Annotated in this window: 11 protein-coding genes and 3 pseudogenes; all 14 read right to left on the bottom strand. The window is 39.5% G+C overall.

The genetic code is table 11. The features are described from left to right. Positions 1-713 (bottom strand): annotated as a pseudogene (locus tag NB504_RS17195) (IS3-like element ISVch4 family transposase); the annotation flags it as partial. Between the two features lie 71 nt (positions 714-784). After that, a pseudogene (gene ltrA, locus NB504_RS17190) lies at positions 785-1,945 on the bottom strand (group II intron reverse transcriptase/maturase); the annotation flags it as partial. After that, positions 1,942-2,121: pseudogene (locus NB504_RS17185) on the bottom strand (transposase); the annotation flags it as partial. The pseudogenes ltrA and NB504_RS17185, both read right to left, overlap by 4 nt. A gap of 311 nt (positions 2,122-2,432) precedes the next feature. Then, a complete protein-coding gene (locus NB504_RS17180) occupies positions 2,433-4,259 on the bottom strand; it encodes a hypothetical protein (RefSeq protein ID WP_258429432.1) in 1,827 nt (608 codons plus the stop codon). Further along, complete coding sequence (locus NB504_RS17175; RefSeq protein WP_258429431.1) at positions 4,259-6,847, bottom strand: AAA family ATPase; 2,589 nt, start codon at positions 6,845-6,847, stop codon at positions 4,259-4,261. The genes NB504_RS17180 and NB504_RS17175 overlap by 1 nt, the downstream gene beginning before the upstream one ends. Continuing rightward, complete coding sequence (locus tag NB504_RS17170) at positions 6,840-8,333, bottom strand: HEPN domain-containing protein (protein WP_258429430.1); 1,494 nt, start codon at positions 8,331-8,333, stop codon at positions 6,840-6,842. The genes NB504_RS17175 and NB504_RS17170 overlap by 8 nt, the downstream gene beginning before the upstream one ends. Beyond that, on the bottom strand, positions 8,317-11,772 hold the full coding sequence (locus NB504_RS17165) for a DEAD/DEAH box helicase (RefSeq protein WP_258429429.1): 3,456 nt from the start codon (positions 11,770-11,772) through the stop codon (positions 8,317-8,319). The genes NB504_RS17170 and NB504_RS17165 overlap by 17 nt, the downstream gene beginning before the upstream one ends. A gap of 3 nt (positions 11,773-11,775) precedes the next feature. Then, positions 11,776-13,203: a protein kinase domain-containing protein gene (locus NB504_RS17160; protein WP_258429428.1), complete on the bottom strand. Its 1,428-nt coding sequence runs from the start codon at positions 13,201-13,203 to the stop codon at positions 11,776-11,778. A gap of 3 nt (positions 13,204-13,206) precedes the next feature. Continuing rightward, positions 13,207-13,908 carry a PP2C family serine/threonine-protein phosphatase gene (locus NB504_RS17155; protein WP_258429427.1) on the bottom strand — a complete coding sequence of 234 codons (702 nt, stop codon included), beginning with the start codon at positions 13,906-13,908 and terminating at the stop codon, positions 13,207-13,209. Next, on the bottom strand, positions 13,908-14,594 hold the full coding sequence (locus NB504_RS17150; RefSeq protein WP_258429426.1) for a VWA domain-containing protein: 687 nt from the start codon (positions 14,592-14,594) through the stop codon (positions 13,908-13,910). Before NB504_RS17150 ends, NB504_RS17155 begins: the two co-directional genes overlap by 1 nt. A 42-nt stretch (positions 14,595-14,636) precedes the next feature. Further along, entirely contained in the window at positions 14,637-15,278 is a 642-nt protein-coding gene (locus NB504_RS17145) for a hypothetical protein (protein WP_258429425.1), read from the bottom strand. A gap of 1 nt (position 15,279) precedes the next feature. After that, entirely contained in the window at positions 15,280-16,371 is a 1,092-nt protein-coding gene (locus tag NB504_RS17140) for a ComEC/Rec2 family competence protein (RefSeq protein ID WP_258429424.1), read from the bottom strand. 191 nt (positions 16,372-16,562) lie between these two features. Continuing rightward, complete coding sequence (locus tag NB504_RS17135; RefSeq protein WP_258429423.1) at positions 16,563-17,462, bottom strand: hypothetical protein; 900 nt, start codon at positions 17,460-17,462, stop codon at positions 16,563-16,565. After that, positions 17,462-19,105, bottom strand: a complete 1,644-nt coding sequence (locus NB504_RS17130) for an AAA family ATPase (protein ID WP_258429421.1) — start codon at positions 19,103-19,105, stop codon at positions 17,462-17,464. Before NB504_RS17130 ends, NB504_RS17135 begins: the two co-directional genes overlap by 1 nt. Between the last annotated feature and the right edge of the window lie 159 nt (positions 19,106-19,264).

Below are 19,264 nucleotides of genomic sequence, written 5' to 3'. Positions count from 1 at the left end.
ATTACCTGTCCAAATATACGTAACATCACCAGCCCAGACCTCATTTGGGGCGGTAACCGCAAACTGACGACCTAAGTGATTTGGAACGTCAATATGTTCTTGTGAAGCCTTTCTGTAGCGATGCTTTGGCTCTTGGCAGCTCACTAAACCAAGCGTTCTCATAAGCTTTGTTGCTCGGTATCGGCTCAGCTTTACACCCTGATTTGTGACTATATCTGCAATGGTTCTCGCTCCCGCAGAGCCATTGCTTGCGGCATGAGCCTCACTGACCAAGCTGCGCAGTTTTATTGTTTCCGCATTAATTAACGCTGGGCGTTTAAGCCAATAGTGATAACTACTTCGATGAACATTGAAGACTTCGCATAATATTTTTACGCTGTGGCTCTGCTTGAGTTTCTTGATTATCAAGAATTGTTCAGTGAGTCCGACATCAAGAGAGCCGTGGCTTTTTTTAGTATTTCATTATGCTCTTCAAGGCGAGCCAGCTTCTTTTTCAATTCCCGAATTTCTATTTGCTCAGGGGTCATAGGTGAAGCTTTCGGTGTTTTCCCTTGGCGTTCTTCTCTAAGCTGGCGAACCCATTTATCCATCGTGGACTTGCCCACATTCATGGCTTGGGCTGCTTCAGTCACTGAGTAATTTTGGTCTAAGACTAGCTGCGCTGCTTCTAACTTAAATTCTGCGCTAAATAGTCGTCTTGTACGTTTTGTCATAATGTCACCTGTTAACTTATGAGGTGATGATATCACCTCTAACTAAGTGACCAAATTCACTATGCCACTACAGTAGCCGCACTTCGGATCTTCACATGTCTTTTAATCGGCGTTTTCGCTATTTGAACTAAGTTGTAATGACAGTCCATGTTCGCGATTTTCTGCCAACCGTGAAATTGCCAACCACCACTTCTATTCATGTAGTATTTGCGCCTGACCCAGTCTTTTGGCTTAGTAGGGTGGCGTCTAACCGCCCATCGCCACAGAAGCCAGAAGATTTGATGACCGAGATAGCCGAAAGTTCGTTTTGCAACGCAGTGACGATAATAATTCGCCCAACCTTTCAGTTTAGGATTCAATAGTCTAATAAGATCATTGACTGGCATTGTTGCGTGCTTCTTGATGAGTTCACGCAAGTTTCCCAAGAAAGAGAGAACGTTAGTTTTACTCGGTTTGATGAGCAATTTACCTTTGTACTTCCTGAGGTTAAAACCTAAAAAGTCAAAGCCATCATCTATATGAGTAAGGTGTGTTTTCTCTTCAGAGAGTGCCAACCCTCTTTCTTTTAGAAAACCAATTAACCGAGGTCTGATTTCATTAATAAGAACATCTTTTGATGATCCGGTTATTATAAAATCATCCGCATAACCGATGAAGTTAACTCGTTCTCCCGAGCTCTTACCTACTTCCTTTACAAGCTTTTCTAAGCCCGCAAGTGTCAGTAACATAAGTGTTGGAGAGATAATTCCGCCTTGCGGAGTTCCCTCCGATGTTCGGTAAAACAAACCTTTATCAATATAGCCTGAGCCTAGCCACTGCTTTAGCATTCGTTTGTCTATTTGAACATTTTCAATTAGCCATTCATGCCCGATTTTGTCGAAGCAAGCTTTAATATCTCCCTCCAAAACCCATTTACCTGAGCGCTTAAGACACAAACATTTAAAGCATTGTGCTATAGCGTCAGCAGTACTGCGATTCGGGCGAAAACCGTAGCTGTTAGGATCAGCTATCGTTTCCGATATCGGCTCCAAAGCAAGTAAATACAGAGCCTGTTGCGCTCTATCTATCATGCATGGAATGCCTAGAGGTCTAAGTTTGCCGTTCTTTTTCGGGATGTAGATGCGTCTGAGTGGTTTGGCTCGATAACCTTTACGATTCAATTGATCTACTGCGGTCATCCGACGAGCATCTGTATTCCAGATGACTCCATCTATTCCGGGTGTGTTACTTCCAGCTCTTTTAAACGTTTAACATCGGACGCTTCCATACCACCGTATTTGGTTTTCCAGTTGTAATAGGTTGCGTCTGATATACCGTATTCTCGGCAGACTTCCTTGATAAGACGGCCACCTTCTACTTCTTTCAAAATCTTAACGATCTGTGTTTCGGTATAACGTGATTTCTTCATATCGAGTTCTCCCTGATTCACTCAGTGTATGCTGAAGAACTCTAAAATGGTATGCCGCTATTTTAGGGGATGATTACACTTGTTGAATTTCTTTATCGGGTCTTAATCCCGAATCCTCCCGCTTATTTAATTCGCCGGCGTCTGATCCCGCAACGACGAAGGTCAACAAGAACCTTCGTCTGTTAATAGCGAACAGGGCGAGAGTACAAAAATCAATCAGATAACTAGCTAAAATGGTAATAGCTGCTCAATTAGGAGTATCTCATATTGAAAGACACACGATGACAATATGCCCAACTACTCTTTTCAAACTAAATTCTTAAAGAAAAACCCCTTCTTCCTATATTCAAAAAATCATTTATTCCGCTTCGACTTAAGTATTTCTGCTCAAAATGAAACGCACCATTGGTCTTTCTCAAGTATCGTTCCAAACCACAGGTATCACATTTTTCTTTGAAACCTGGCTTTTGAAAAATAATTTCATTTGTAGATGAACATACTGGGCATTTCCCCAAAAATAATATTTCCTGATATCGAAATTCTAGATCTGACGCTTGCTTACGAGCGTTATTTCCAATCAAGGCTTTCCTTAACTTTTCCTTATTTTCTTTATGTATTTCACCATGAATTTCTAATCGGCATTGCTGATGATCCACAGATATATGATCCATTTTCTCGGCCAACGCTAAAATTTTTGTAGGTATCTTTGTTATTGGCTTTGAAAAGGAACTCAGAACTTTTTGATATAACGTTTGATCAATTAACAAGCCGAAACGTTCAACACAATACATATCTGAAGGAGAAAGATTAATAAAATTTTTCTGATATGCACATTGATGAAATGATTCCCCAATACTAGGCCAAGCAATATATTGATCTTTCGATAACGGTATTTGTTCTTCAGACAGAGATAAATAGCTAATCCACGGTATTATCGTTAGTAAAATTTCACCTGGATAGGAACCATCAGAAGATAAACTCAACAATTGCCATTCTAAGCCATCTCTCTGAAGTCTTAACGTTCTACCAGCCCAAGAACATTCATCTTGTCCCCCCATATACGGGAATAAAGCATGTTTAAGAACAAGACCTGTATATCGAGAATATGCATCGGACAAAAATTGATTATCTTTAAACTGTTCATCTGGAGACATTTTTGAACGTAACACAGTTTTTTCTAAATTTTCCCAGAGAAAAGCTAAATGACGATAATGAGGGTCATGGCTTAGGATATTAGTTCTATACAGCGTACCAGAAATTTGTTTAGCTCTATTAACCAATAAATACAAACCACTCAATTTCAAATTTCGAATTTTCTTAAGCAAATGTTGTAACGTATCCAAGGTCGAACTTAAGAGTTCTGAGGTTTTTCCGGTTGAATCTTCGTCAAATGTCATTCCCCATAACTCACATACTTTTTGTGACAAACGGAAGTCGATATTATCTGACTGATAAAATTCCATTGCCTGATCTAATGTGGACAATAGAGTCCTTAAGGTAAATAACCGTCCCTGAAGGTGAAGTTCAAATTTATCCAGTAATCTTGCATAGATACAATTTTCGTATATGTTGAATTCATCATCACTAAACTGAGCCAGCACCTTCTTTGGCACAACACCACTAAGTGTCTGTCGTTGCCAACACTCCGAATGAGAAGCCAAATGAACCAATGCTCCTTTTGCTAATCGTTTGGCTCGGGATGCATCAGTGACTTCTTCATTATATTTAATATCTAATCTTGGTCGTTGTGAAATCTGGTGTAAATGCCCCTCATCAAGCACCTGCAACAACATTTTTTCAACAGGTAACAAATCACTTTCTGAACTAATAACGGATACCGGTAGCATTGGTGATATCAAATCATCCGTATCGTTTTCCAACTGCTTACATATGGTCCTTATTGCATTATTAAATAAAGTTATATCGGATTTGAGTTCTTTATTGGGCAAGAAAAATGAATGGCTTCCAGAAATTAGCTGACAGCGTGCTGTACCATCATTAAGTAATAAATTTCTATCGTGAATATCAAAGCGACCATTCAAAGATTCGTCTCTATTACCCAGCCATTGATAACGGCCGGGTTCAACATCCATAGGTAAGGTCGTCAACTTATTTTGGCTTAGTCGATCAAACCACATTACATACGCTCCTTGCGTTGACGATCTGCATTTAATAATTCTAAGGACTTAGTAGGATCACTAGGTATATCGTTTTTACTCCAAAAATCATTCAACGCATCAGTCATTTTTCCTATTTCATCAGCATTAATGTCATATCTCCCAGTCACTTTACCACTTCGCATTACTCGACTGGACAATAAATGATCTAAGGCTTCACCTTTAGTTGCACCACTAGCCAACATCACAGGAATAAAATTCTTTGCCTGGCGTTCAAATCTATTACCCCAACCAAGTCCAAATACATCAGCCAATTGCGTGGTAATATCATGCTCAGACAAATTGGAAAGTAACTCTTCCACTTCCCGTCTATGTTTTTGAGTTGCCTGTCTGAATGCTCTCTGAAGTGAACTAAATGAATAATTAGCATTATCAAATTTATCGATTTTGAAACGTATATCCTGTTTCGGTAGCGTCATCACGTGTGCACGGTCATAGGTTTTGTCTGCCAATTCATTCGTCGTTTCATCATGGTTTGATGTCCCGATAAACCAAACATTCTGTGGTACTAAGATTTGTCGACCATCTTTTAATCCCTTAGGCGCATTTGGCAAAGCAGTTTCAGATAAACTGATCCGACGGTCTCGACGATCATTTTTCTCTAATGCAGAAAGAAATTCCGAAAAATACTGTTCAGGTCGAGATAAGTTCATTTCATCTAACAAGATAACGTTACAGGTGTCATTCCAGCGAGGTGTTTGGGCCTGATAAAGTGCTTGTAAACAATCTTTTTCGTAAAACTTACGTTCAAAAGCATTATAGTGACCAAGTAGATCATCTCTATCACGCCAGCCTGCCTGAACGGCAATATCCGTACAGAAACCACCCATCGCTTTAGCAAACGCTTTAGCCAAACTGGTTTTACCTGTACCACTGATCCCCTGAAAAACATGCAACTGGCTCATTGCTAGACCACCCAGTAATACTCGGATATCTTCTAAGGGGTAATATAGTTGTACGCGCTCTGCCTGAGCAATTCGCTGCTGAAGCTCTGATGCAAAGATACTAAGATCAGGCACATCTTCGAGTTCCATCGTCGCCTGAAAATTCTTGTTGCTGTCCATATTTGACATAGCAGGGAAAGGTGTCTGAGTTTTATGCGCATCGGTAAGCTTTTCGATACGACTTTCCAAATCGTCAATATGCACACTTAATGTGTTTTTGTGCTGTTCAAGTACCCTTTTTTCCTGCTGAATTGCCTGCAACTGTGTAGCCGCTATTCTCTTTTGTGCAGCTTCAGACTGAACTCTTTCAAATTCTGGGCGAATCTTAGTTAGTTCTTTTTCCAATTCGGCTACACGAGCACGTAAATTCTCATTTTGCTCTTCCAAACCGGCATGATCAGTGTCAGAAAGCTTATTTTTTAATTCTCGGTTATTCTGTTTAAGCTGATCCAATTGATCAATAAATTCTCTTATCGGTTGTTCACCCAAAGAGTGTTGTAACTCTTCAAAATCCAACAACTTATCACTTAATTGCTCAACTTTATTCCATGCTTTATCTATCTTTTGTTTCTGCTTAGAAATTTCCTTTTGATGGGATTCTCGTTCTTCATCCATCCTTTCATCAACGATAGAATCAAGATTATCTTTAGCTTCACGCAAATCTTCCCATTCATCATCAAGCTGTTTTCTCTCCAGATCCAAAGCATCTTGAATCTCTTTACGCTGACGTTCAATTGTTTCTTCCTGATAATGATTTTTTAAATTCAGTGTCGTTTTATAAGCCGCTTTTTCATCTTCTAAAGCAGACCGTTGCAACTTAAGCTGTTCCTTCTCTTTATCCAGCTCTGATTCCTTAACCTGCTGAGCAGATTGCAACGCAATCAGTTCAATTGCTTTATTATCCAACTCAGCTTTACGTTGCTGCTCAGTATCCGACAGAGTTAGCTTAGCTGCTTCAATTGCATGCTCAATCTCAGATTTCTGCTTGCTTAACTCGGAGATTTTTGATTTATAACCTGTTATTTCTTTTTCTTGTTCTAACTTCAACTGCTCTAACGATTCACGATTTTGTCGTTCAAAACCTTGGTTAGCATTTAGCTCACGAGAATTCAGTTCGCGTTCACGAGATGTCTGTTCACTTTGTTGTTTTGCCAACTTTGTTTGCAGAAGATCCAATTCATTACTTTGTTTTCCTAAACTTTCAGTTCGGATACATAGATCATCTTGTTCTGTATGAAGTTTTTCTTCTAATGCTTCTAATTCTAAGCCTTTTTGATTATTGGTATCCCAACGAGCTTTATATTCTTCATCCAGACCGAGTTTATATTTATTAATTTCTTTGCAAACATCGGCAAACTGTTGAACCCAACCTCTGAACTGGCTTGTTTTCTCATTAGGGAGTGCGTTAATGAGACTCTTCAAATAATCTTCATCAACCAATATATTCATTTTTTTACCCACACAATCAAAGACTTTACTAGCATTTTCAAAAGATGCTGTCCACATTGGTATCTGTTTTTCCAACTGGATTTTATCATTCGACTTTTGGGTTATTGCTACGTTGTTCTGGGGTTGATTTCCGCTATTTTTTTTATTTCTAGCCACGGATCCATTCCTTAAATTGTTCTGTAAATTGTAATGCGAATTCGATATTTTCCTGAACCACTTCAACCGTTATTTCAGTGTACTGTTTCCCCGTATAACGGCTATTCCCGTGGCTGGTTTGATTGCGTAAGTCAGCTAACGCTAATAATTTTTGTAAATCCAATTGTTCACTGTTAAGTACTTTCAGCGGATGTACATCGGTACCTATCGTCCCAAGCGCGGCTGCAAAAACTAAAGCTTTTAAGGAACTTGTTGGATTTTTGAAAGCACGAATAACCATTTGTAGCTTCTGCCTAGACAGGGTTGCTATAACATCTTCAGTAAATGCAGGAAGATTTAGGTTAGTTAATAAACTACGGTTTAAATTTGTGTCATTTTGTTTTGACTTAGGCAATTGTTCAACTGCTCCTTGAAAGGATTTAATCAGCCATTGCATCAACACTTCTAACAGCTTTTGACATTCTGTAATGGCTGCTTCCAGGTCATTTTTATGATTTTGCCCATTTTCCAACATTTCCTGACGAGTAAGTACAACCGATAATGCATCTGCAATATCAGGCTCCTTTTGTACCCATGGATAGTCCATCATTACTTGTAAGGATGCTTGGTCCCGCAAACTTATCAACCACTCTGACACTGTCTGATTTTCAGGCTCTGGCTGTTCAATTAATCCACTCAAACTTCGAGATAGATTTTTGTCATTTTCTAATAGTTCAGGCAAGTTTCCAGTCAACCACCAGGCTTCATCACGAATATCAAAAGGATCCTTAATACTCCAAAGTCTGCTATTATGACTTGCAGTAATCCATACAAATATCCAAGCAGATTCCGGTTGCTCTGATTGATAAGTCAAACCTGAAAGTTTTATCTGTTTTGGTAACTTATCAGGTGTATATAGCTGTCGAGCTATACGATAATCACTACGATAGTCTTGCCATGCCCGCATGGTATCTTGTGTCTTTGGTGTGGCATGATTGACAGGTTTAAATGACGGTTTGAATGGCTCCAATACTTTCCCTGTTTTACGAGTTAATGAAAATTTAGGGAATTTGTCACTTGGATTATCCGGTTCTATTATTGCGAGGCGATTATCAATTCTAGGCCAAAACTTACCTGAGACGGCATCCTGGAAAAGATACCCACTAGCTAATTGTTCACTTTGATCGTCTTCTTCACCAATCGCTTTAAGTCCAGACTCGGTCAATTCGATCGCTTTATCATCAATCCAGCCTCTACTTAATAATTGCGCCTGAATAAGCTTAACCAAATTGATATGGAAACCTGTTAATTCAGCGATATCACCTGCATCAAAAGTATTAGCTCGAATTAAACGCATCACGACTTTTTGAAACAAGTTCATTTTAGGCTGTTGAACTTCTGGATACAGAACTTGATGAACAAGCACTGGCCAAAGAATAGCTCTGGCTTTACCTGAAGGTTTATTACCGTATTTAAGGTAAGTCATAGTATCAACGAATGCAGCCATGCTGACCTCCACATAGTTCATAAAATGCGTTCAAGGCAGGAACACCTTCCTGTGCACATTCATTGGTTACTAATTCTGGATCTCCAACGCAAATTAACATCTGACGCTGACGACTCATTGCTACGTTCATACGATTAGGCAAACGTAAAAATCCAAACATACGATTAAGTTTGCTTTCGTACCTCTCATCAGAAGATTTCTCATCATTTTCTATCTTCACCGAATCTAGTGCCGGCTTTTGCCACGTTCTTACACAAGACAATAACACCACATCGAACTCTTTCCCCTGAAAGGCATCTACAGATCCAACTCGCAAACCCTCTTCTTTGTCTATTGTTCCATCTTTTTTCCTTTTTACTGCCCACTTAAACTCATCATGTGGTTCATATTGTCCTTCACGTTTAACCATAAGTGGAATACCGTTTACCTGTTTGGTAGCCAATTTTTCCATGATAAGATCTCGTTGTGCTGCATAGAAAGTAATAACACCAATCGATAAACTATTTCCTGCTGCCTCAAACAGATGCTGTACTTCTGTTGCAATTCGTTCAGCCTCAGCATCGCGAATCCGGCTAGTCCCACGTTTATTAGCTTTCCCATCAGATAAAGGTACATTGATCCACTGACAAACTTTGTCCTTATAAAACTTACCCTCATATTCAAGAGCATCAATTAATTCGGAAGAAAAAGTGAAATCATCGGCATGTCTGCCAGCTTTTACTTTATCCAAACCAATTGATTCATAGAATTGCTGACTCACAAAATCACCAAGAATAGGATGCATACGGAACTGGGTATCAAGCATTACAACTCGAGAATAATCACTTAACTTATCGAGCTGCAGCCGTAGGCGTTCAAACAAGCTAGATTTAAAAGCTGCCAATTGTTGTTCTGTCAATAAATGTTCTTCTTGAAGTTGCTCTTCTATATCAGGTTCAAGCATATGGGGGAGCTGACGGTCATCACCAACTAATATAACTCTACGTTTTGCCATCGACATTGGAATAAACAGATCAAGTGGGTTTGCCCGTGCAGCTTCATCGATGATGACCGTATCAAATTCAATTTCAGAACTATCAAGATCAACTATAGCCTTTAGATTTGCCATTTTCTTACCTGCAGATTGCTGACAGGTTGCGCCTACAACCATGGCATACTCTTCGGTCGTGTTTAATGCAGATAATCGATCAGTTTCGATGTTATCAACAAGCTCTTGAAGAGCCCAGGCAACTCCCTGTTTATGCTGATGCATATACTGGTCAAGAGATAACTCAAGTCGATCTAGCAAATCACTTCCCGTCTTATCAAGAACCTGTTTCAGTTCTGGAGGTCGATAATCAGGTAAATACTGGTCAAGTAATTGGTTTTTGAGATTATTCAATAACTGCAATAACTGATTATCAGGCTGCGTCGTATCTGAGGCTTGTTGCAGTAATTCTTTACTTTCTTTGGAAAAGCGATGCAACTGTCGTTTTAATTCACGTAACAAATCTACTGCTCTTGCACACCCGTCATCTGCAAAACTTAACTCTGTCACTCGTAAACCGCGAATACTACGCAAAAGAGTTTCATTACCGCCACTATGTTCACATACAGCAGTCTCTTGCTCCTGCTCAGCAATATAATCTTCCAATTCGCTTATCAAACGCATAGGTATTCGCATATTGAGTTGTTGTAAATCATCTAACTGACGATACAACTGCCGAAGGCGCTCAATATACTGAGCCGGAGAAACCTGACTGACACGCAACAAAGTCATCGACAGAGAAACTTCATCTAATTTTTTTAGAAATGGGATTTTCTTATATTGTTGGTCAATTTGTTCTTTCAGATAATTAGACTGAGCATCAACCCAACGACTAAAGTTTCCTTCTTCATCAGCATTTTGTTTTTTTCCACCTACTCGAGTTGCTGGTAAATTGAAAACCTGACTTCGATCAAGTGCATTATCAACAGCATCATGTTGAAAACTACTTACCAACACTTGACCACTGATATTCTGCTCTTCAAATTCTTCTGCTAGTCGACGCTGTAATGCGGCTATTACCTGAGTTTTTCCCGTACCAGGAGGGCCGATGATTATAGCCAGATCAGGAGTATTTAATGCTGTTTCCAATGCCAACAACTGTTTATCTGTTGGCTTTCCGCCCTTAAAAGTATCTTTAGCGTATGGCGTTAATCCTTTGAGTTTTCGATGTCTATCCATTGGGACTGAAACACCTTCCAACAACCATTTTAATTGGGGCATTCGTTTTCCGGAATCAATCACCTGGCGAGCACTCAAACGACGTTTCCCTGCCGTACGCTGCCCAGCTAGTGACAAATACAACCAGCCACCTTTGCCATTTTCTCCATCTTGTCTGGAAAATCGAGGAACCGCATCTCTTCGTTCCGATGATGGTGTAAAGACAATATGATCGTCCTCAAAGCGAATTTCACCTCGAGGATTTTGGCGTTGATCTCCAGATGTACTATCAACGCTAAGTTCTTCAGCCCAATCGGGAGCTTGTTCGGATAAATCAACTTGCGTTGCTTTATCCAACTCTAACGATTTCCAGTTTGCCTGAAACTCTTGATATGCTTCAGCTGATTTTGGCCAAATATTCCAGCGGTTTGTTCTAGTATCTTCAAATGATTCAGAATGAGTAAAACGTAATGCTCTAAGTGTCTCTGCTTTCTTTAGGGCAATTTCCCATTCTTTATCATTGTAGAGATTCCACAACTCTAAATAGCTTCCATTATCTCGTAATGCAGCATCCAACATGGCTCTGTGTGACGCATTATTTAATGCTGTTGTGGTGCTTACATCAGTAAAAGAAAATTCACCGTTCAAGAATGAAAATCCGCTGTCACGACGAGCATGACGTGTTATACGCTTAATCAAATAGCGGTCATCACGCTGCGCTTCCACATCAGCACGCCAAGCTTTACCTAATATTTGAAAACCATTCCCACGATTAGAATTACTAAACCGAGATATCGATAACCAATTTTCTTCTGAAGTATCCGAGTTAGCTAAATCTGAAGTATTTGTCGTCGAAAGGATAAAATGCTCAGCTAACCATTGGCATGCTAATTCAATACTATTTTCACTAATTTCATTTTTTGTAAACAAATCATCCGAAATCAAACCGTCAACACCAAGCGTCAAATCTAGTGTATTAATCTCCACTGGTGCCATATATTGCAGTTGCAATGTATTGTTCTGTATATGTGCAAGCATCCAACGTGTTTGATCTCGTCTTGTTAAGCTGGTCAGATGTGGGCGAACGATTTTGGAACAAAAAACTGAAACCCGCTCTTCAGCCTGTTGCAATAACCAGTGATCATCGTACTCAAAAAGTTGTACTGGTTGATTTACTCGTAAACGGGATATATTTTCTTCTGATGTTATGTTAATAACATCATTAGCAAAGTAAGGGAATTCTTTTAATTGCATGACTTACCACCTAAACTCCCAAAAAATGTGCGTGTCTTGCGGATTACCCAAATGAATACAGTAGGGTTCGTTACTTTTCCCGCGATTATCAGCTTTCAAACGAATTTTTTTTCTAAATTCCTGAATATGTTCATTTCCACGAGAAATATGCAGAGGCTCTACGGGAATAACCATTAAATAGGAATCGGAATACTCAAGTTGAATATGATCACTAGGGGTTTTATCGTAGCTAAACGATGGTAATAATCGCTTCAGCTCTTTTTTATCGCCGGGTTGCAGACAAACTCTTCTGCCTGTAACGACTTGATTGCCATCCAATTCAGGATATTTTTCCTGCTTTTCTTTGTCTGATAAAAATATAAATTCCTCAAACTGAACTAATTGTTCATCAGCAGCAGATTCACAGAAGAAACAACAAATATCATCAAGATCAGAATTATCTAACGGTAATAAACTGTGACCGCCGCAATTGTGGCAAACAAATAGATGTTCATCTATTTCAGTAAGTGCTTCTAACCATTCAGCCATACTAGGACGTTCTAATGGCATATTTTTTCCAGGTCCAAAAGTCTGTTGAAATAGATGGGGTAACTTACTTTCTTCAATCAATTGAATCGGTAAATTAGCCCAACATTCATTATCAGGATCATCCGGGTCGTTTATCCACGGATGTTCGCCACGTAATGCTTCGTCTTCGATCTCTGGTTCTCCATCATTCACCAAATCACCTTTCAGTGGGTGGTTATGGGTCAACAATTGATAAGCAATTACTGCAAAGCTCCAACAGTCGGTCAAACTAGACAACATAGCTTCACCACGAACAACTTCTGGCGCACCATAATCTGGAGTATGTACAGTTAAACCAGAGTGAGATTCAAAACTAATGTTATCGCAGTCAATCAGCCAAGTTTCTGAATAATTAGGATCATCCGATACAAAGATGTTGTCCGGTGAAATATCACCATATAACATTCCTCGACTATGCAATTGGTTAATAGTACGAGCCAGTTGACATAAAATACGGATTCGTCTGCGCAAACCACCTTGATCAAGATAGTTCTGAATATGCGGTGTTTGATTTTCTTCTGATATACTGTCTGTTGCTTCAATATAGCTATCTAACAATGACCTCAGTGGTACTAAACCATCCATCAGTTCCATCACATAACCCATGCGAGGTTCTTTTAACAAAACCAATGGTCGGGCTAATTTCAGATCAGCAATATCCTGACGAATAAGCCATTCAATATGAGAATGCCAACGCTTTTTAGCTATTTCATCCTTATTCGTAAAACCTTTAATCAAAACCTGGGGTAACTCCGTTGTGTACACAACCCCTTGACCACCACTTGCCAACTGACTTTTTAGTGGATACTTAGCACCACGAATGTCTTCCAAAATAGGTAATTTTTTCGTTTTATTTGTACTCATAAATCAGTCAATCCTGAATATACCAGCAATACTCTTATCATCCCCATGTCTCGGGGTAGTCCATTCATTCAATTCTTTTGTTAGCCATCGTTTACAACGACGTTTATTAGTCCGTTTCAACTGCTTGAAAATTGCATCAAAAAAGGCTTCTAGGTGTTCAGGAATCAGATCATCGGAAATACCATCCGTCATCAGCAATACACCGTCACCGGGTGACGTTAAAGAACATTCAATTGTTGACCAATCACTGTCTTTCGCTCGAGCTAAAGTTTGGGTTTGATTACCAAAGCCATCTCGTTGGGGTGTCACCACAGAAAATTGCCCCTGTCTTCTAACTAATAACAGCCCATCACCTACCTGGGCTGCTTTGATTTGACCTTTATCATTACTCCAGGCCCAAAGACAGGTAGTTTCATACTGCGAATATTCATTATTATAGATTTCCATCCATTGCTTCTGGACCTGCTGGCAAATGCTTAATGGTGATAGATTCGAAACATTCTCTATTTCTCGGAGAAATGAACGAACAACCTTTGTAGCCTGTTTGGAACCTTTATGACTCAGTTTTCGACTACCTAAGCCATCACAAACTGAAATACACATTCCCTTATTAATGCCATGGACTAACACGGCATCCTGATTAGGGACATTGTCTTGCACATGAGCCGGTCCTATCACGGAACTTGCCGTTGCTAACAATTTCATCAGAAATCTAGCTCTTCATATTCATCATCCTCTGCACTGTTTACAGGAGGAAGAGATAAAGGTGCTGTCTGATTTGGCGTAGTTGAACGACTGCGAGTCGTCACACTCATTGTTACAGCTTTGAAAAAACGATGAATATCACGTGCATTTTCAGCTTTAAATACAGGTGCTTCCAAATCATTAGTAAAATCATCCAACAGAGATAAGTCTGCATCAGCACCAATCCCCATAGCAAAACGAGTTGCCTTTGCAGAACGTTCACCATGTAAAAAAGACTGAAAAGCCCCAGAGAAATCATCAGTAGGATGTCCATCTGATACCAATACAATAACCGGCTTATAGGAACGAGAAGGTATTTTTTCTTTATCCTCTATCATATTAGCAACCAACTTACAGGCATCACCTAATGGAGTTCCGCCACTAGCAGGCAATGGTTTAATTCCTTCAATTTGATAAGCCGGGGTAAGCGGCAAATGAACCTCAGCAACACCACCAAAAGTAACAACACTAACCTGTAGTTCTGCTCTTAACCGACTTTCTCCTGCGAAGGAGCTGATCATATCTTTTAACGCTTTGTTTAATGCCTCAACTTTCCCGTCAACTGACATACTGCCGCTGGTATCAGCCATAACAATAATTGGTAATGGTCGTGCACTCTGAACCTGAAATTTCTTAAGATCTGACATTGTTATATTCTCTTTTATTTAATAACCGCTAATATACGTTATTTATTCTGTAACTATCGTAGTTAAGCTCACAGCAATTGCTGTGGTGACCATTCTCTGCCCTGCATTTCTCGCCGCGACGATAAAACCGATAATGGCAATACCAAATACCCAAACGGAATCAAAACCAATTTGTGCCATCTGTATGTCTACCAACAATTTCGTCAACACCAAGATAACCGCACTAATCAAGGAAACCGCTGCTGCATCCCGGTAAAGCAAATACGATTTATGCGTTGTTGCTACTTCATCCTGATTTGTTACCGGTCGATAAAATTCCCGATACCAGTAACTATTTTGGCTTTTGTTGTCAGATTTAAAAGATTCATAATCAACCACTCTCGTCTTAAACGAATCGATATCAATACGAGTATCCTTTTCGGCAAGCTGAATAAATCGATGACCTGGTAACACATTTCGCCAGCGAAGAAACACCAGTGCATTTTTTAAGTCTGCCGGCATAAGGTGGCTAAGCCACCCTGCTAATACACTAATTGCCAGCATCGTCCCCCCAGTATCCTTTAGGATATCCAGCAAACTGGTATCGAAGGTATGACGGTTCACCATAGAAAATGCAACAAGTTGAATAACCACTAACACAGAAAGTGGTGCGATATTTTTCGCCTTTAGAGATAAACCAGCCATCTTATGCCACCTCATCTTCATATTCATAGTGGTAAGGTTCTGGATCTAAACTATTCCAGCCGGCTCGGTTTGGGGCATTGTGGTAATGGTGGATCCCTGTCCCTCTGGTTGCGAGAACTTTAACACCTCGGTGAGTAAAAGCATTCATCACCGCTTTTCTTGGATGTTTTGGCTCTGCCCATTTCGCTGTGGAAGCTATCGCCGTAATCCCGCGGGATTCTCCTTGTGCAACAGGCTCCCCGACTAAACGATTAAGTACCGTTTTCCCAATATTTCGTTTGCTACCATGGTGAGGAATTTGTATAAATCGTAGGTCTGCAGTTTGACCACTTTGTTCTAATTGGTCGGCTGCGTATTCAAGGGCCTTAATACCAGCATCTCCCGTGAATAGTGAGCGCCGTTCATCCACCAATAGTTGGGTAATGACACTCGAATTGTTTCTAGGAGAGGTTTCTCCACTATCATCAATTTTATCTTCTCCCCAGGAGACAAAGAAACGACGAATGGCAGAAGCCGCTTTATTAAATGCACTTTCCAGCATATTTGATAGAGAGGCTTTTTCTGGCATGCCTTCAAAATCTGGAATAAGCGACTCATAAAACTCAGCTGAAGGTCCAAGAATTTTAATACCACCACCGGCGTCCACTAGACCAGTAAACGGCTCTTGAACTCTAATACCTTTTGCTTCAGCCAATTTAACTAACGACCAAGCTTTTTCTAAGTTCTCCTTGAGGCGCTCACCAATACTGTTGTCCGTGACTCGTCCATCTTTAAACTTATCTGCCAAACCCTGGTTGTGTTCCCACGGTTTATGAATCCAGAGTTCTTTAACATCCAGTTCATTGAGTACTGTTTCCAGACCGTTGATATGGTCCAAATCTGGATGAGTATTGATAACCAAATCAACTACAGATGTACCGTAATAATTTTTGATATGTTCAACGAGGCTTGCACCTGTATCTTTGAACCCACCATCAATCACAACAACGGTTTGATCTTCGCGAGTCCCGTACAGATTGCCATAACGCAAAGCAATCGCATCACCACTCTTAGACTCTTCACCAACACCTAAAAAATCAATTTCATAGCCCATAACATTTTTCCTCTTCTTATTAATGTTATGGGCTATATATCAAGGTTTATGCCAACTAATAAAATATATATAAATCAATATTTTAAAAATTTACACAGCAGGAAGGCAGGTTAGAAACGATAAAATATATTACTATTTAGTAAAAATTATTATATCAAATAATAGAGTCCTATCCCTTTCGTTGATAACCTCTAAAGCAATTGAAAATGATCAATCACTTTTGGGTTGCCTTCATAATCAGAAAATTGTGCTAGGATTTGATTTTTCCTATTCTCATCCATGCACGTTACGTCTGTCATATTCTCTCTTTGTTCCACATCCTCAGGTTCAACAAATCCGCGATCGATGCGTAAACCTGCTTTTTCAGAAATAAGATAGCGAGCATGAAAATCAAAATCTAAATAATCGTCAGACCAACGAACAACTTGAATAGTAGTCTTATCATTGGAAAACGGAGCTAACATCGCTGTACATTCATTCTTGAACTGTTCAACAGAAATGGGATATTTACTGTAAGCCGTGTGAATAACAAAATCACAGTTCTTACGACCCATATTGCCGCACACAGTTAGAAGGGCAACCAGAACCTTTAGACATCTATTCTTTGATTGAAAATAAGGATCAACTAAAGTGAACTCACTACTATCGCTGAAAACAAATTTTGCTGATTCCGCCAAACAATTTGCTGTTCTTTTTATGTTTATATCACGGCGATTTTGGAACAAAATTTCATCGACTTGATTAAGTGGATGTACTTTATCGTTATCAAAATCAGCTTTGGCTAATATCGCATCCAATTGTGAACAAATTGCATCGGATGTAGTGTTATGAATCCAGTCGATCTCACTATCATAAGGTTGACTAAATTTATAAACCCGATCCTGTTTTATCTGACTGAGCTTTTCTTCGATCCGTTTAAGTTGAATATCACCCAACCCATTCTTTCTGCAGGCTTCCATAACTAAGGCAAACCATCTTTTAGGATAACGGGCAATCAAAAGACCATTGCTATAACCAAATTTCTCGACCGTATAGCGAAAATCAGCCCAGTTATCAATCGCCTCCGGCTCTATGGCAAATAAACTATGCATTAGAACAGCTCCTCAGAACGTTCAACAAAGAACCCTTGCGGCCAGCGGTCGACAAACTCACCATCTCCATCAATACGGATACGCTTAGTCACGACACCATCATTCGTCGGCTCTAAATAAACAATTGTGACATCCTCTTGTTTAATTGATGGATAGCCATCTGGCAATTCATCATCCGTTGTTTGTCTGATTCTTTTGAGTAACCGGAGAATTAAGTGTTCACTATGAGTTTCAATCAGAAACGAATGTTTATCTTTGGTTTTAAAAAACACATCAGCCACTTCAACCTGAAAGCGAGGATGAATATGTAACTCAGGCTGTTCAATGCTTATCAAACCAACATCATCATAATTTACAGCAACAATTAGAGGCAGAACCTGTGAAATCCCAGTTCCCAATTGATTGGCAGACAACATGATATTTGAGCGTAACTCTTTGAAGAATACATGGCGTTTACTTAACAAACCCAATTCATCTGGTACACCTGAAAGATTAGAAATTTCAGCAATGGATTGGTTAATAATTTCATAACCAGCGTCAAGCTTATCACTCGACGCAAACCACTCACTGGTCTCTCTAATCAGTTTCTTAATTGCATCATCACTTTTCGGATCTTTATACAACAGATCCCAAGCTGCAGAACCATCAACCCAGTCTTTTTGTTCTGGATGAGGATTGGGAACATAATCGTTGTCAGGAACTAGACGAAGTGGACCTATTTGCGCACTCTGATCTAGATATTTTAAAAGTTTATCTAGTGGTAATACAAATGCCTGGCTTAATATTTCTCGTACTACTAAAAAATTAAAATGATCACTTAGATCATCAAACTCTTGCCCTATAAGATTAGTCCAAACAGGAACACCCAAAAGTGGAATTGCTCCACTTTGGCAACCTATACTGATTGGGGCAACTCGATTTACAAACGCAGCTCCCACACCGTCTGTATCCGCAACGGCGGCAGTATTTGCCGGATTAGGATTAAGATGATTCAACACTTCTTCAAATTCAGTATGATAGACAGAATCATCTAAAGGTTCTCTTTCACTTTCCTCACCATATTGGTCCTCTAGCCAATCATCATGATTAAATGGAATCAGTAATGGATGTTGAGTATTAATTTCACTGATAGCCGTGTTTTTCAGATCCTCTCTAGAACTTATACAACCTACATAAATACCATTAATCCATACACGATATTTCTTTACATATGCTCTTTTGAAACGTGCTGACCAAACAATCTCAAATTCAACCGATCCGGTTTCAATACTGCCACCAAAATCATGCATATTAAGGTATCTAACATATTGGATCTCATTTGCCATCTCATCAACGTCAGAGCCATAATAGGTAAAAGGTGTCCAGCCTGAAGCAAAATCCAAGCGGATCTTTATTGGTTTTTTTAAGTCCTGACCATGCACGAGAGATCGAAAACCACCAATGGATTTATCTCCGAGTGCATCCAGTTTTTGTGGATCGCAATGTCCATTTTTCAAGATCTGCTGAATATAAGCCAACGCCATCAACACCGAGCTTTTACCAACACTATTTGGTCCAAATAGCAATGTCACCGGAGCAAGCTCGATGGATTGAGTGCTTTTAAACGAGCGGAAATTGGTCAGAGATATTTTTGTTATTTTCACGGTGTTGAGTCCTTTCTTTTTTCTTAGAGGTCACCAGAGAATGCTTTTTGGCTTAGTGAATTAAACAACTCACGAGTTTTCTCATTCCCGAATTGACTAGCAGTAAGATTTTTATTGTATTGACAAAAAATAGTCGTAAATCGTTTTTGTAATTCAATA

This window comes from Vibrio sp. RM-69-4, assembly GCF_024743775.1.
GTDB classification, from domain to species: Bacteria; Pseudomonadota; Gammaproteobacteria; order Enterobacterales; family Vibrionaceae; genus Vibrio; species Vibrio anguillarum.
Note: the sequence above shows the minus strand (reverse complement) of the source record. Positions and strands in the feature narration are given on the sequence as shown.